Genomic DNA, 16,067 nt, shown 5'->3' with positions numbered 1-16,067 from the left:
TTTCAGCAGAGAGTAGATACTGCTGAGCCGCACGGACCGCGCTCCAGTCGCGGTGTTCTGACGGTCAGGTGCCGGTCTCGGGGGCGGCGCGGCGGCGGTTGCGCTGGGCCAGCGCGGCGCGCAGCAGCGCGTCCAGTTCGTCGTCGCTGAGGTCGTCCAGCTCGGACTCCTGCGACGTGTCCGCGCCGAAGTCCGGATCGGCCGCCACGATCTCGGCCAGCTCGGCGATCGTCGGGTGCGCGAAGATCTGGTGCACCGGCAGGTTCACCCCGTAACTGTCGGCCACCCGGGCCACGAACCGGGTCGCCGTCAGCGAATGCCCGCCGATCGCGAACAGATTGTCGGTCACCCCGACCGTCGTCGGGGTCGCCAGCAGCTCACCCCAGATCCGGGCCAGGGTCTCCTCCACCGGGTTGCGGGGTTCGACCCGGTCGGCGCTACCTGCCCGCACACCCCAGTCCGGTGCGGGCAACGCCGCCCGATCGACTTTGGCGTTCGGGGTCAAAGGCAACGCCGGCAGCGCCACGATCAACGCCGGCACCATGTAGTCCGGCAACGACGCCTTCAGGTGCGGGCGGAACAGCTCCAGCAGGTCGGCATCAGCCGTGGCTGCCGCAGAACCCCGGCGCGGCACCACATAGGCCACCAGCTCCGGCTCGTCCCCCCGGGACACCGGCACCACGGCCGCCTGCCGGATGTCGCGATGGGCGCGCAGCACCGTCTCGATCTCGCCGCACTCGATCCGGAATCCCCTTATTTTCACCTGGTGATCGGTGCGGCCGATCAGTTCCAGGCCGCCGCTCTCGCGCCACCGGCCGAGGTCGCCGGTCCGGTACATCCGGGCGCCCGGCTGGCCGCTGAACGGGTCCGGCCGGAACGCCGCCGCCGTCAGCCGCGGCCGGTCGTGGTAGCCGCGGGCCACCCCGCGACCGGCCAGGTACACCTCGCCCAGCATGCCGACCGGCACCGGTGCCAGGTGCTCGTCCAGCAGGTACACCTGGGTGTGACCGATCGGCTCGCCAACCTCGACCGGTCCAGGACCGTCGGAGACCACCCCGGCCGCCGACCACACCGTGGTCTCGGTGGGCCCGTAGACGTTCCACAGCACCGCGTCCGGCGTACGGAGCTGGTCGGCCAGGTCGCGCGGCAGCGCCTCGCCGCCGCACAGCCGCAGCCGCAGGCCCTCCGGCACCCCGCCGGCGGCCAGCAGCAGCCGCCAGGTCTGCGGGGTGGCCTGCATCGCGGTCGCGCCGGTCGAGGCGATCAGCGACCGCAGCCGGTCCGGCTCCCGGGTCTGCTCCGCGCTCGCGATCACCAGGTCCGCCCCGCACACCGGCGGCAGCAGCAGCTCCAGCAGGGCGATGTCGAACGACAGCGTGGTGACCGCCACAAAGGTGTCGTCCGGGCCGAGGTCGAGCAGTTTCGCGAACGATGCCAGCAGGTTGGCCACCGACCGGTGCTCGATGCCGATCCCCTTCGGCTGTCCGGTGGAACCTGACGTGAAGATCAGGTACGCCAGCGCGTCCGGGGGCAGCGGCACCGGCGGCAGCGGTTCGGCTCCGGCCACCGCGGGATCGTCGACGTCGAGGACCGTAGCGCCCTCGACCAGCCGCCCCGCGAGATCGGAATTGCCCTTGTCCGACAGGATGATCCGAGCCCCGGCGGCACCGGCCATGGCGGCCAGCCGGGACGGCGGGAAGTCCGGGTCCAGCGGCACGTACGCACCGCCGGCCCACCACACCGCCAGCAGCGCGGCCAGCATCCCGGCACCGCGGTCCAGGCACAGCCCGACCGGGGTCTCCAGACTCACGCCCCGCTCGGCCAGCACCTGGGCCAGCCGGGCGGCCCGGTCGCACAGCTCGGCCATCGACACCGAGCCGGCGCCGTCGACCACCCGCGAGGAGGCGGCCTGCAGCACCGTCCGGATGTCGACCGTGTCGTCAGCCGAATCCGCAGTACTGACAGGCAGGTTGTGGTCGTGGACCAGCGCCCGGCTCTCGGCCGGTGACAGCAGCGACAACTCGCTGACCGGGGTGTCCGGTGCGGCCGCCGCGTGCTCCAGCAACCGGGCGAAGCACTGCAGGAACCGATCGGCCCACGGCCGGCCGAACAGGTCGGTGTTGTATTCCAGGGACAGCATGGTGGTCGAGCCAGCTGAGCCGGCTGGACTATCCAAGGTGTCGACGTACATGCTCAGGTCGAGCTTCGCCGTGCCGGTGAACAACGCCCAGCTGTGCGCGGTGAGGCCCAGCAGGTCCAGCTTCGGCGCGGTGAGCGACTGGTGCAGGAACATCGCCTGGATCAGCGGCGCATGCGCCAGCGAGCGTTCCGGGGCCAGCTCGTCGACCAGCTTCTCGAACGGCAGCTCCTGGTGCGACACCGCCTCCACCGTGGTGTCGCGGACCCGGGCGACCAGCTCGGCGAACGTCGGGTCGCCGGCCAACGATGTCCGCAGCACCACGGTGTTGGTGAACATGCCGACCAGCGGGTCCAGCTCCACGTGCGTCCGGCCGCTGACCGGGGTACCGATCAGCAGGTCGGGCTGACGGGCGAAACGTGACAGCAGCACCGCGAACCCGGCCAGGAACACCATGAACGCAGTGGCGTTGCTCGCCGCCGCCAGCTCGGCCAGCCGCCCGGTGACCGCCGGATCCAGCGGCACCCCGGCGAGATCGCCCCGCGAGGACTGCTGGGCCGGCCGCGGCCGGTCGGTCGGCAGGCTCAGCAGAGTGGGCGCGCCGCGCAGCTGCTCGCGCCAGTACTGCATCTGGCGTTCCAACTCCTCGCCACGCAGCCGGTCCTGCTGCCAGACCGCGTAGTCGCCGTAGTTCAGCCACAGTCGCGGCAGGGTAGCCGGTACGCCGGTGGTCTCGGCCCGGTACAGCGCCGACAGCTCCTCGATCAGGATCTGCATCGACAGGCCGTCGGAGATGACGTGGTGCATCGTCAGGCCCAGCAGCCACCGGTCGGTGCCGGCGTCGATCAGGGTGGCCCGCAGCAGCGGCCCACGGCCCAGGTCGAAGGGCTGGACGGCCCGTTCGGTGGCGATCCGGGCCGCCAGCCGGCGGGCGTCGGCTGTGGAAGCGATGGTGGCGTCCGGCAGCGCCAGCTGCTCGATCGGCACCGTGCCGGACTCGGCGATCACCTGCTCGGGCACCCCGTCGATCGCCACGATGCTGGTACGCAGCACCGGATGCCGCGCCACCAGGGCGTCCAGGGCGCGTTGCAGCGCGCCGGCGTCCAGCGCCCCCTCCAGCCACATCGCGTACGGCATGTGGAAGGTCGGCTCGCCGGGCATCAACTGCTCCAGGAACCACAGCCGCCGCTGCGCGAACGACACCGGATAGCGCATCTGGAAGGAACCCCCTACCGTCGCTCGTCCGGAAGCAGCGAGCGCAGCAGGTCGGTGGTCTCGGCGTCGCTGAGCTCGGTCACCGCCGGGCGCCGGGCGCCGCCGGACGAGCCGCTCCGGGCCGCCTGCACCGCCACCGCCAGGCCCGCCACCGTCGGGTCGGCAAACAGCACCCGGACCGGCAGGTCGACGCCGTAGGCCGACCGGACCCGGGTCATCAGCCGGGTCGCGGTCAGCGAATGGCCGCCCAGGGCGAAGAAGTTGTCCGTCACGCCGGGCGGCGCGGCCAGCGCCAGCAGTTCGGCGAACATCGCCGCCAGGTCGGCCTCCAGCTCGGTGCGGGGCGCGACCGCGGTGTGCCCGGCCGCCGCACCCCACTCCGGTTCGGGCAGCGCCCGATGGTCGATCTTGCCGCTGCCGGTCAGTGGCAGCCGGTCCAGCACCACGAAGGCGGCCGGCACCATGTAGTCCGGCAGCACCTCGCGCAGCCGCTCGGACAGGTCGGCCGGCGGCTCGGCCGCGCCGGACCGGAGGACCAGATACCCGACCAGCCGGACGTCCTGGCCGCCGCCGCGGACCGAGACCACCGCCTCGGCGACCTCGGGCTGGCCGCGCAGCACCGCCTCGATCTCGCCGGCCTCCACCCGGTAGCCGCGGATCTTGAGCTGCCGGTCGGCCCGGCCGGCCAGCTCGATCCGGCCGGACGGCCGCCACCGGCCGACGTCGCCGGTGCGGTACAGCCGGGCCCCCGGACCAGAGGAGAACGGGTCGGGCAGGAACCGGGCCGCGGTCATGCCGGGCGCGCCGAGGTAACCCTGGCCGACGCCGGCCCCGCCGATGTAGAGCTCGCCGAGCACGCCGGGCGGCACCGGGCGTAGCTGGTCGTCGAGCAGGTAGAGCTGGGTGCCGCGGATGATCGAACCGATCTCGATCGGCGCCGGGGCCGGACCCACCAGGTCGCCACCGGAGTAGATGGTGGTCTCGGTCGGCCCGTAGAGGTTCACCAGCCGCGTTGTACTGTCAGCGGATCGCCCACCGCCGATCGCGTCGGCCAGGTCGCGGGCCAGCGGCTCGCCGGCGGTCATCCGCAACCGGACGCCGGCCGGCACCCCGCCGGCGTCGACCAGCATCCGCCAGCCGGCCGGGGTGGCCTGCATCGCGGTGGCCTCGGCCTTGACCAGCAGCTCGCGCAGCAGCGCGGCGTCCAGGGTGTGCTCGGCGTCGGCCACCACCACGCAGCCGCCGGCCAGCACCGGGGCCAGCAACTCGACCAGGGCGATGTCGAAGGCGAACGTCGAGACCGCCACGAACCGGTCGTCCGGGCCGAGCGCGAGCAGCGGCGCCACCGCGTCCAGCAGCGCCGCGATGCCGCCCTGGGTCACGGTGACCGCCTTGGGCCGGCCGGTCGAGCCGGAGGTGAACATGGTGTACGCGGGGGCGGTGGGCGGTACCACGGACGGGTCGTCGACGATCGCGTCCGCATCGCCCAGCTCGACGAGTTCTCCCAAGTCGATCACCGCGAGCGGGCCGGCCGCGGCCGGCGGCACCGGCGCGTCCTCGGCACCGGAGTCGACGATCACCGCGCGGACCGCGGCGTCGGACAGCATGAAGGCCAGCCGCTGCTCGGGGTAGATCGGGTCTAGCGGGACGTAGCAGGCCCCCAGCGACCAGACGCCCAGCACCGCCGGCAGCAGCCGGGCGCCGCGCCGCACCAGGATGGCCACCCGGTCCGAGCCGGTGATGCCGTGCCGGCGCAAGGCGGCGGCGATCAGTTGCGCGCGCTGGCGGATCTGGTCCCCGGTCAGCTCGCCGTCGCTGCCGCGGGCCAGCACCTCCTCACCGGTGCAGGCCTGCCAGAGCCGGGCCACCGCGGTGGCGTCCGGCTCGGCGACCGGGCCCGCGTCCGGCCAGTCGCGGGTCACCAGCTGGTACTGCGCGGGCGACATCACCTCCACCTCGGCGACCGGGCGGTCGGGGTTGGAGGCGAACGCCTGCAGCAGCCGGGAAAAACCCTCGCCGATCAGCTCGCCGGTGGCCGGGTCGAACAGGTCGCGGTTGTAGTTGAGCCGCACCCGCGGGCCGGCCGCGGCGTCGGTCACGGTCAGCTCCACCTCGAACTTGGCAGTGCCGTTCTCCAGCAGCTCCGGACGCCAGCTCAGGCCGCCCCGGTCGGGCACCGCCCAGGACTCCTCCATCGCGAACATCACCTGGGTCAGCGGCAGCCGGGCCGGATCCCGTTCCGGACGCAGCAGTTCCACCACCCGGGCGAACGGCAGCTCCTGGTGGGCCAGCGCCCGGGCGGTCGCGGCGTGCACCGAGCGAGCCAGCTCGGCCAGGCTCGCCGCCGGGTCGACCGTAACCCGGATCGGCACGGTGTTCATGAACAGCCCGATCACCGACTCGGTCTCCGGTCGGGTCCGGGCGGCCATCGGCACCGCCACCACCAGGTCACGCTCACCGGTCAGCCGGGACAGCACCGCGGCGTAACCGGCCAGCAGCACCGCGAACAGGGTGGTCGCCTGCCCGGCGGCGACCTCGCGCAGCCGGGCGGCCAGCGCGGGGTCGACGGCCGAGTCCCAGCCGCCGGCCGCGAACGTCTGCAGCGCCGGGTAGGGCCGGTCGGTCGGCAGCGGCAGGGCCGCCGGGGCGCCGGCAAGCTCGGCCCGCCAGAACCGTTCGGCCGCCGCGTCCGCCCCGCTCTCGGCCTGTTCCAGCTGCCAGAGGGCGTAGTCGGCGTACTGGATCTCCGGCTCGTCAGTGACTGGCTCGCCGGCCTCGCGGATCGCGGAGTAGTCGGCCGAGAGCTCGGAGAAGAGGATCCGGAACGACCAGCCGTCGGCGACGATGTGGTGCATCACCACCGCCAGCACGTGCCGGTCGGCGGCCAGCCGGACCAGCCGCACCCGCAGCAGCGGCCCGGCGCCCGGCACGATCGGGGTACCGGCCAGCTCGCCGATCAGCGACCGGGCGGCCTGCTCCCGCTCGCCGGCCGGCAGCTGTTCCACCGAGGTCAGTTCCAGCGGCCCGTCGTCCGGGTCGTCGGAGATCACCTGTACCGGCATGCCGGACTCGTCGCGGAAGGTGGTGCGCAGCACCTCGTGCCGGGCCAGCACGGCCTGCCAGGCCTGCCGCAGCGCGGCCAGGTCGAGCTCGCCGTCCAGCCACAGCGCCCAGGCGATGTTGTAGGTGGGCTGGTCCGGGTCCATCCGGGCCAGCAACCACATCCGGCGCTGGCCGAAGGAGGCCGGGAACTCGTAGACCGCCATGCTCAGCCTTTCTGCTTCTGGTCGGCGACCACCATGCGCAGCTCCGCGCTGTAGCGCCGGCCCTGGGCGTCGGCCAGCCAGGCCTGGTCCGGGGTGGGCAGCATCTCCACCACGCTGACAGTCGCGTCCGCCCCGGCCGCCCGCCGGCACCGGCGCAGCGCGCGGGCGATCAGGTCGATCGAGGCCAGGCTGGTCAGGTCGGCATAGATCGGCTTGCGCTCGCCGGTGAACCGCAGGAACACGTACCGGGGCAGCTCGTGCTCAGCCACCCAGGCCCGGGCCCGGGCGTAGCGCAGCCGCTCGTCGGCGGTGTCGGCGAACGGCGGCTCTCCTGCCGGCAGCGTCCACGACTCCCGGCTGACCACCAGGTCGTCGATGCTGACCCGAGGGGCGTGCGTGCCGCGGGGCAGCGGGTGGAAGGTCTGCACCACCACCGCGCTCAGCAGGTCGCCGACCACCTCGAGCAGGCCCAGCTCCAGCGAGCCGTCCCGGCGCCGGACCCGCAGCCCGGTGGGCGAGTCGACCAGGTCGCAGTCGCCGATCGAGATCAGCCGGTGCGGGTCGTAGCCGCAGGAGTCGGCGGCGAAGGCCAGCCGCAGGTCGGTCGGCGAGGCCAGCACGTTGGACAGCCGCGAGCAGACGCCGCCCTCCACCGCGGTCTCGGCGATGAACACCACGTCCCGACCCAGGTCGGAGTGCATGCCGGCCCGGATGGCCGCCGGGTCGTCGGCGAACTCCAGCCAGCTGGCGTAGCGGGTGGTGACGATGCTGGGGTGGATCTCACCCAGCACCCAGGTATACCTGCCGCCGGCGGCCGCGCCCGGGCCGGCGATCATCAGGTCCGGGCTGTGGTGCACCGCCATCGGCCACACCGGCGGCTGGGCCGGGAACGCCTCGGCCACCGCGGCCTTCAGATCGTCCGAGCGCAGCTGGATCCGGCGCGGGTCGGCCGGCAGCCCCAGGATCGCCGCCCAGCGTTGCTGCAGGGCGCGCACTGCGGGCTCGACCATCGGCGGCGGCTGGTCGAACAGCGCGTCGTTGGCCAGCAGCCAGAACTCGGCGAACGGCACCACGGGGCTACCCAGCGCGGCGGAGCGCTCCCGGTAGATCTCGGTGAACCGGCGGGCGTACAGCGCGCCGGTGACCGCGGTGAACCACCGGGCGCTGTCCAGCACCAGGCCGAGCGCGGAGCGGATGCCGTCCACGGCGTCGGTGCCCAGCTGGACGGTGTCGGCCCGCAGGCACTCCTCGTAGGCCAGGGTGCGGCCGGCGTACAGCTCGCCGGCCCGCCGGGTCGGTTCTATGCCGGCGTGCCGGGTGAAGGTCTCCTCCAGGCCGGCCATCGCGGCCACCACCCGCTCCGGATCGCCGGCGGCCGCGGCGAGCGCGTCCCGGCCGGCGACCAGGGCGTCCAGGGCCGCCTCGGCCGGTGCCCGGACGCTGTCGTCGTCCACCCGATCCAGCACCGCCCGCATCGAGCGTTCCGGCCGGATGTCCTGCGGCGCCACGTCCACCGTCCAGACCAGCCGGTGAGTGTCGCTGAGCCTGGTCAGCACCGTGAAGACGTCCTCGGCGCTGCCGAGCCCGGCCGGCGGATCGGCGAGCACCTCGGCCGCGATCTGGCGGGCGGTGCGGATGCCGTCGCAGGCGTGCAGCACCGCGGCCTCGGCCGGGCTCAGCTGCACCGCCGGCGCCAGTGGCAGCACCAGCTGGTCGCCGTCCAGTCCCAGGAACGGCATCCGGCGCGGCACCAGCCACGGTCGCAGTGCCGCAACGTGCCCGGCCAGCACGGCCCGGACCGCCCAGCCCTCCAGGTAGGTGACCCGCTCCCGCACCGGGCCGGCCGACTTCTGGTGCTCGACCCGGATGCCGCCGCCGTCGTCGAACCGGGCCCAGCTCACCGGGCCGAAGAAGCCGATGGTGTCGTTCTTGGCGCAGTAGCGCTGCAGGTAGCTGGCCAGCAGCGCCTCGTGCTGGCGGTGCTTGGTGTTGCGGCTGGCCGGTTCCGGCCCGCGCCGCACCAGCGCGTCGATGCCGGTGTCCAGCGCGCGCCGGTTCTGCCAGGCGATCGCCTCGCGCAGCGCGGGCCGGCCGGCGGCGTCGTACAGGGCGGCAGTCAGCCGCCGGACCGCGGCCGGGAACTCCGCCGCGTAGGCCGCCTCGGCGCTGTCCTTTCCGGTGGCGTCGGCGGTGGCCGCCGCGTCGGCCAGCGCGGCCAGGGCGGGATCGCCGAGCGCGTCGAGCAGGTCGAGCGGGAAGCCGGCCGCGCGCAGGCAGACGGTGCGCCACAGCGCCCAGTCCTGGGTCAACGGCACCAGGTGCGGCGCGAGCTGGTCGGTGGGGTGGGTCGGTTGCGCGGCCGGGCCTGGCTGGGACTCCGGTGCCGGTTGTGCGGCCGGTGCCGCCACCCGGAAGGCGCTGCGGTCCCGGCGGCCGATCCCGGACCCGTTCGGCGATGTGGTGCTGGCCGGCGCGGTCAGGCCCGGTGCGGTGGTGGCGGCTGCCGGCGGGGCCGGCGCGGTGCCGGCCTGCCCGGTCCGGAACGCGTTGCGGTCCCGGCGGGTGATCGTGCCCCCGCTCGGCGAGCCGGCGGGGTCGGTGCCCGCGCTCAGCGCGACGGGCGGCGCCGCGGCCGTGTCGATGGCCGCGGCGCAGTCGGCCAGCGCGGGTGCTGCGTAGAACGCACCCATCGGCAGCTCGACGCCGAACTCCTCGCGAATCCGGAACATCAGCCGGGCCGCGGACAGCGAGTTGCCGCCGAGGGCGAAGAAGTTGTCGGTGCGGCCGATCGTCTCGACCTCCAGCAGCCGCCGCCACACCTCGGCCAGCCGGACCTCGGTCTCGCCACGGGCCGGGCTGGCCGGCTGACGTGCCTCGCGTTCCGGCTCGGGCAGCGCCGCCCGGTCCACCTTGCCGTTGGCGTTGAGCGGAAACCGCTCCAGCACCGCGAAGCCGGCCGGCACCAGGTAGTCCGGCAGCCGGTAGGACAGGAACTCGCGCAGCACCCCGGGGCTGAGCGTGCCGGGATCCACGCCGTCCGCCGGGGTCACGTAGCCGACCAGGTGCCGCTGCGCGCCGTCGCCGCGGGTCAGCACCACCGCCTCCCGGACGCCCGGATGGGCCCGCAGCACCGCCTCCACCTCGCCCGGCTCGACCCGGAAACCCCGGACCTTGACCTGGTCGTCGGCGCGGCCGAGGAACTCCAGCACCCCGTCGGCCCGCCAGCGGACCAGATCGCCGGTGCGGTAGAGCCGCTCGCCGGTGCCGCTCGGGTCGGGCACGAACGCCCGGGCAGTCGCCGCCGGATTGCCCTGGTAGCACCGGGCCAATCCGTCGCCGCCGGTGTAGAGCTCGCCGACCACCCCGATCGGCACCGGACGCAGCTCGGCGTCCAGCACGTGCACGCTGGTGTGCTGGATCGGCCGGCCGATCGGCACCGTGCTGCCCACCTGGTCCGGGTCGGTCATCACGTGGCAGGTGGTGAAGGTGGTGTTCTCGGTCGGGCCGTAGCCGTTGACCAGCGGCCGGCCGGCCCGGGCGGCCAGCACGGTCCGCACCGCGCCGGCGTTGAGCACGTCGCCACCGGCCAGCAGCTGCCCGACCTCGGCCAGCGCGCCGGCGTCGGCCTCCACCAACTGGTGGAACAGGCCCGCGGTGAGCCAGGCCAGGCTCACCCCACGGGTGCGCAGCAGCCGGGCGATCTCGGGCAGGCCGAGCGGCCCGGCCGGTGCCGTCACCAGGGTGGCGCCGGTGAGCAGCGCGCCCCAGATCTCCAGCGTCGAGGCGTCGAAGGCGACCGGTGCCAGCTGCAGCAGCCGCTGGCCCGGGCCCAGCGTCGCGAAGGTCGGCTCGCTGACCAGCCGGACGACCGCGCGGTGTGGCACCGCGACGCCCTTGGGCACGCCGGTGGAACCGGAGGTGAAGCTGAGATAGGCCAGGCTCAGCGGGTGCGCCAGCCCCGCCGGCAGCGCCTCGAACCGCCCGGACCCCAGCTCCGCCAGCTCCACCCGGACCACCCCGTCGACCTCGGGCACCCCGGCGGCGGTCTCCGGCGCGAGAACCACCAGGGCCGCGCCGGCGATCATGCCGGCCACCCGGGCCGGTGGGCTGCCCTGGTCGATCGGCAGGTACGCCCCGCCGGCCTTGAGCACCGCCAGCAGGGTGGCGATCAGGTCGGCACCGCGCGGCAGTGCCACCGCGACCGGGGTGTCCGGCCCGATCCCGCGCTCGCGCAGTCCCCAGGCGAGCTCGGTGCTGCGCCGGTCCAGCTCGGCGTAGCTCCAGCTGCCCGAATCCCCTTCCAGCGCCGGGGCGTCCGGGTGGCGGGCCACCTGGGCGGCGAACAGCTCGGGCACGCTCGCCTCGCGCGGGTAGCCGGCCCGCGCGGCGTTCCACTGCCGGCGCAGCTCCGCCTCGTCGCTGGCGCCCAGCGACAGCTCGGCCAGCGGCCGATCGGAGGACTCGGCGAATTCGAGCAGGGTGGCCCGCAGCTGGGCCAGCATCCGCTCCGCCGAGCCGTCGGCGAAGCGCCGGCCGTCCCAGATCATGCCCAGCTGCAGCTCGTCCTCGCCGTAGCAGCACACCGACAGCGGGTAGGACGGCAACCGGTCCACCCGGGCAGCCACCGGTCCCGCCGGGCCGGCGTCCAGCCCGGTCTGCAGCCGGTGCCGGTCGAACATCACCAGGCTGTCGATCAGCGGGGTGTCCACCGGCAGCCCGGCCCAGCTCAGGATGTCGGCCATCGGCGTCCGCTGGTGCTCGCGGACCTCGGCGATGCCGGCGTCCACCGCGGCCAGCAGCTCGGCCACCGTCCAGCCGGGATCGATCCGCACCCGCAGCGGAACGGTGTTGATCAGCAGGCCCATCACCTGGTCAGCGTCCGGGATGCTGGCGTGCCGGCAGGACCGGGTGGCGGCCAGCACCACGTCCTCCACTCCGCCGTAGCGGGCCCGCAGCAGCGCCCAGGCGGCGGTGAGCACGGTGCTGGCGCCGAGGCCTGCCTGCTCGGCAAGCCGGCGGATCCGGTCGGAGTCGGCGCGCGAGAGCGCGGTGTCCAGCTTCCGCGGTTCGGCCGGGCGAGCGGTACCCGGCTGCCGGGCGCCAAGGCAGCCGGGCAGCGCCCGGGGCAGCACGGTGTCGGCGAGGTAAGGGGTCCAGAACTCCTCCGGACCGGCCGGGTCGGCCAGCTCAGCCATCTGCCACCACCTCACGAACTCCGAGAACGGCGGGCGCCGCGGCGGGACGGCGGACCGCCCGGCCAACAGTGCGGCGTAGCACCGCGACACCTCCTCGACCAGCAATCGCATGGACCGCCCGTCGAGCAGTGCATGGGAAAAGGTAAACACGGACCGGCAGGCCGGCGGCACCGGTCCGGCAGGGTGTCCGGCGCCGGGCCCCGGCCGGCGGTTGCTGCCGGGCTCCGGCCGGCGCAGCACGCTCAACCGGGCCAGCGGCGGCCGGGCAGGGTCGAACGGTACCCGCCGGTCGGCCCGCAGGAACGCGTCGAACTCGGCGTCGGCCCCGGTGGCCGGTGCCGGCGGCAGTTCCAGCCACCGGATGTCCAGGGCGGCCGCCGGGTGCACCACCTGCACCAGGCCGTGGTCGGGGTCCAGTTCGAAGCCGGTACGCAGCACCGGGTTGCGCCGCACCGCCTCCTGCCAGGCCGCTTCGAACGGCTCGGCCCGCACCGGCTCGGCCCAGTCCAGGGTGATCTGCAGGACGTCCACGCCGTCGGAACAGCAGCGCAGGCTGTTGAGGATCATGCCCTGCTGGGTGGGCAGCGCCGGGTAGCGATCTGGTGACTGCACCACGGCGGCCGCATTCGAGCCTGCCGCAGTCACGCCGCTGGTGCTGGAATACAAGTCAGCTCGGAACGGGCTGCTGATGGTCCCGAATCCAGGTACGCAGCGACAGCGGCCGCATATCGGTCCAGACCTCGTCGATGTGGGCCAGGCACTCGTCCTCGGTCCCGGCGAAGCCGGTGGCGGTCCAGCCGGCCGGCAGTTCCCGGCCGGCTGGCCAGATCGAGTACTGCTCCTCGTGGTTGACCACTACCGCGTATCCCCGGGCCTGTTGCGTGTCAGCCATCAACCCACTCCCGCCGGCGGTCGTGTCGGCGGCAGGCACCAGCCGGCCGCGATTTCTTTCCGAGGTGTGCGCGCACCGGCGCGCCGAGCGAGAATGTCACGCCGGTCGGACCCACGCAAGGCCGGAAAGAGGACGTAGTCATAACGAATTCAAGAATCAGCCGGTGCCGCTGCCGGCCAGCAATTTCTGGCGCATCAGGAACTTGCGCACCTTGCCGGTAGGGCCCATGACCACCCCGTCGTCGGGGATGGTCACGACCTCGGCCAGGGTGCGCGCCACCGGCTCGCCGAGCGCGGCCCGGACGGCGAGTTCCCGGTCGGCGTCGGGGTCGGCATGCTCGGCCAGCACCAGCAGCACCTGGGTACGGACGCTGCCGTCGGCCTCCCGGGCGGCGATCACGCTGCAGTCCCGGACGTCGGCGCAGGCCGAGAGGATGCGTTCCTCCGACAGCGCCGTGTAGAGCCAGTCGCCCCCGCCCAGATCGAGCGCGTCACTGGCGCGGTCGACGTGGTAGTAGTAGCCCTCGGCGTCCCGGTAGAGCAGGTCCCCGGTCAGGTAGTAGCCGTTCAGCCTGGTCCGGAAGGTGTTTACCGAGTCGTTCCAGTACCCCAGCGCCAGGGTCGGCGACTTCAGGCCGCAATGGCCGACCTGGCCGTCGGGCACCTCCTCGCCGGTCTCGACGTCCAGCAGCACCACCTCGGCGAACGGGTACGGCTTGCCCACGCACCGGCCGTAGCGCTCGCTGCCCAGCCGGTGGGTCATGTAGAACGCGCTGTGCCCCATCTCGGTGGAGCCGAGGTTGTCGATGAACTTCGAGCCGGGAACGCTGACCACGCCCTCGCCGCGCCGGTAGGTCTGGTGGCTGCCCACCGCGACCAGCCGGCGGATGTGCGACTCGTGCGCGCAGTCGCCGGTGGACGACCAGTTGCGCACCGAGCTGAGGTCGCGGCTGGCCAGGTCGTAGCGGGCCAGTTCCGACCAGGTCACCGCGAAGCCGAACACCCCGGTCGGGCGCCAGCGCTCGATGGCGTCGAGCACCGCCAGGCCGCTGTTGCGGAACTCCCCGCCCTGCGCGCTCAGGCACAGCAACTGGTAGCCGTTGCACAGCGCCTGGTTGATGGTGATGATGCCGGCGGTGTGCGCGGCCGGCAGCGCCGAGAGCTCCCGGACGTCGCCGTACGGGCGGGCCTCGGTGAGCCGGACGGCCCGCACCGCGGCGAACAGCCCGTGGTGGGAGTGCACGATGGCGGCGGGCGTGCGGGTGGTGCCGGACGAGTGCGTGATGGCGACCGGATCCTCGGGATGGTGCCGGTAGTGCGGCGGTGCTTGGGCCGGGTCGCCGGTGCCGGTCTCGGTGGCGTCGCCCAGGATCGCCACCCCCAGGTCGTGCTCGCGCAGCGCCGCGTGCTCGGCGTCGGTGACCACCCCGACCCCGCGCAGCCGCCGGATGAACTCGGCCGCCACCTCGATCGGCATGCTGCCGTTGAGCAGCGCCGGGATGGCGCCCAGCCGGGTCAGCGCGAAGTAGTTGAGGAACACGTCGGCGGCCGAGGTCACGTACACCGCGACCGGGTCACGCCGGCCGATGCCCCGCCGGCTGAACCAGTGCGCCCGGGCGGCGACCCGTTCGGTGAGCATGGTGAGCGACAGCGGGGTCTCGGCCGGGATGCCGTCGACGTCCCGGTCGAAGCTCACCCGGGGCAGGTCCGGGTCGGCACCCAGCTCGGCCATCCGCAGCAGCACGTTGCCGGCGCCGACCTGCTCGTCGCGGGCCAGGGTCAGCCGGAGGTCACTGGGGTCCACGGAGTTCTCCTACCGGCTCAGGCGATCTTGCGGTTGAACAGCTTCGAGGACAGCACCACGCTGAGCGCGGCCAGCGCGGTGATGATCAGCGCGCCCTGCCAGACCACGTCGTCACCGCCGTGCCCGGTGAACAGCGCCCGGATGCCGTCGGTGGCCCAGGCGAACGGGTTGGCCAGGGCGAGGTCGCGGATCCACAGCGGGGCCAGCGACAGCGGGATCAGGACGCCGGCCAGCAGCGAGATCGGCTGGCTGGTGGTCTGGACCATCATGCCGAGGCTGTTCTGGTCGCGCACCATCAGCGCGAGGTCGTAGGAGATCGAGGTGGCCATCAGGGCCATCATCGCCAGCATCCCGTAGGCGGCCAGCAGGTGCAGCGGGTTGACCCGCAGGCCCAGCGGAATCGCGGCGATGGTGATGATGACGCCCTGCATGACGATCAGCGTCACGTGCATCAGCGCCCGGCCCAGCAGCAGCCCGATCCGGCTGATCGGGGTGACCCGGCAGCGTTCGATGATGCCGGCCCGGATCGCCTGCAGCAGGCCGTACCCGGCGAACAGGCCGCCGAACAGGCCCATCGCCACCAGCAGGCCGGGCACGTAGATCCGGTACGCGTCGGCGTAGCTGTTGGCTCCCTGACCGGCCAGCGTGGACTTGAGGAACGGGGCGAACAGCACCAGATAGCTGATCGGCTGAGCCATGCTGAACAGGATCAAGGTCTTGCTACGAAACATCAGGCTGGACTCCTGCTGGTAGATCAGCCAGGTGTCACGGAGAAGCTTCACTGCCGTCCTCTTTCAACGAAGTACTTGGTTTCCCCGACCGGTCACCCGGTTCCGGGCCGGTCATTCCTCCAGCGATCGGCCGGTCTTGGCCAGGAACACGTCGTCCAGGCTCGGCCGGCGGGCCTCCACCGCGCCCGGCTCGATGCCCTTGTCCAGCAGGGTGCGCATGATGTGCGGGATCGCGGTGCCGCTGCTGTCCACGTAGAGCCGCACGGTGCCCTCGACCACCTCGGAGCTGGTCACGTACGGCTCGGCGACGAGCAGCTTCTCCGCCTCCAGCACCCGGTTCGGGTCCACCACCCCAGCCGAGTCGGAGGCGGCCATGTCGAGCACGACCACATCGCCGGAGATCTCGCGCTTGAGCGCCGCCGGGGTGCCCTCGGCCACGATCAGGCCGCCGTCGATGATCGAGATCCGGTCGCACAGCGCGTCGGCCTCGTCCAGGTAGTGGGTGGTGAGGAAGATCGTCATGCCCTCCTCGCGCAGCCGGCGCACCTCCTGCCACATCCGGGCCCGGCTCGGCGGGTCGAGCCCGGCGGTCGGCTCGTCCAGAAACATCACCTTGGGCGAGTGGATGACGCCGAGCGCGACGTCCAGGCGGCGCCGCTGGCCGCCGGAGTAGGTCTTGATCTCGCGGTCGGCGAAGTCGCCGAGCTGGAAGGCCTTGATGGCCGTCTCGCACAGGGTCAGCGCGGTGGACTTGGGCAGGCCGTGCATCCGGGCCTGCAGCACCAGCTCGCGCCGGGCGTTGGACTGCTCGTAGGTGCCGCTGGCCTG

General features: G+C 73.3%; 7 protein-coding genes. All 7 read right to left on the bottom strand.

Annotated features, from left to right (window positions below; all coding sequences use genetic code 11):
* Positions 1-64: 64 nt before the first annotated feature.
* A complete protein-coding gene (locus VLJ82_RS20020; protein ID WP_408665133.1) occupies positions 65-3,352 on the bottom strand; it encodes an amino acid adenylation domain-containing protein in 3,288 nt (1,095 codons plus the stop codon).
* Positions 3,353-3,366: 14 nt separating this feature from the next.
* A complete protein-coding gene (locus tag VLJ82_RS20015; RefSeq protein WP_408665132.1) occupies positions 3,367-6,618 on the bottom strand; it encodes an amino acid adenylation domain-containing protein in 3,252 nt (1,083 codons plus the stop codon).
* Positions 6,619-6,620: 2 nt separating this feature from the next.
* Positions 6,621-12,458, bottom strand: a complete 5,838-nt coding sequence (locus tag VLJ82_RS20010; RefSeq protein ID WP_408665131.1) for an amino acid adenylation domain-containing protein — start codon at positions 12,456-12,458, stop codon at positions 6,621-6,623.
* Positions 12,459-12,480: 22 nt separating this feature from the next.
* Entirely contained in the window at positions 12,481-12,705 is a 225-nt protein-coding gene (locus VLJ82_RS20005; protein WP_408665130.1) for an MbtH family protein, read from the bottom strand.
* Between the two features lie 156 nt (positions 12,706-12,861).
* On the bottom strand, positions 12,862-14,436 hold the full coding sequence (locus tag VLJ82_RS20000; protein WP_408665134.1) for a class I adenylate-forming enzyme family protein: 1,575 nt from the start codon (positions 14,434-14,436) through the stop codon (positions 12,862-12,864).
* 89 nt (positions 14,437-14,525) lie between these two features.
* Positions 14,526-15,290, bottom strand: a complete 765-nt coding sequence (locus VLJ82_RS19995; RefSeq protein WP_408665129.1) for an ABC transporter permease — start codon at positions 15,288-15,290, stop codon at positions 14,526-14,528.
* Positions 15,291-15,350: 60 nt separating this feature from the next.
* The coding region (locus VLJ82_RS19990) for an ATP-binding cassette domain-containing protein (RefSeq protein WP_408665128.1) at positions 15,351-16,067 on the bottom strand (717 nt) is incomplete at its 5' end.

It is taken from the genome of Jatrophihabitans sp. (assembly GCF_035474675.1).
In the GTDB taxonomy this organism is placed as follows: Bacteria; Actinomycetota; Actinomycetes; order Mycobacteriales; family Jatrophihabitantaceae; genus Jatrophihabitans_A.
This window is presented reverse-complemented; position numbering and strand designations above follow the sequence as displayed.

Coding starts and splice junctions, on each gene's coding strand:
- VLJ82_RS20020 (WP_408665133.1), bottom strand. CDS start 3,352: ATGCGCTATCCGGTGTCGTTCGCGCAGCGGCGGCTGTGGTTCCTGGAG.
- VLJ82_RS20015 (WP_408665132.1), bottom strand. CDS start 6,618: ATGGCGGTCTACGAGTTCCCGGCCTCCTTCGGCCAGCGCCGGATGTGG.
- VLJ82_RS20000 (WP_408665134.1), bottom strand. CDS start 14,436: ATGGCCGAGCTGGGTGCCGACCCGGACCTGCCCCGGGTGAGCTTCGAC.
- VLJ82_RS20005 (WP_408665130.1), bottom strand. CDS start 12,705: ATGGCTGACACGCAACAGGCCCGGGGATACGCGGTAGTGGTCAACCAC.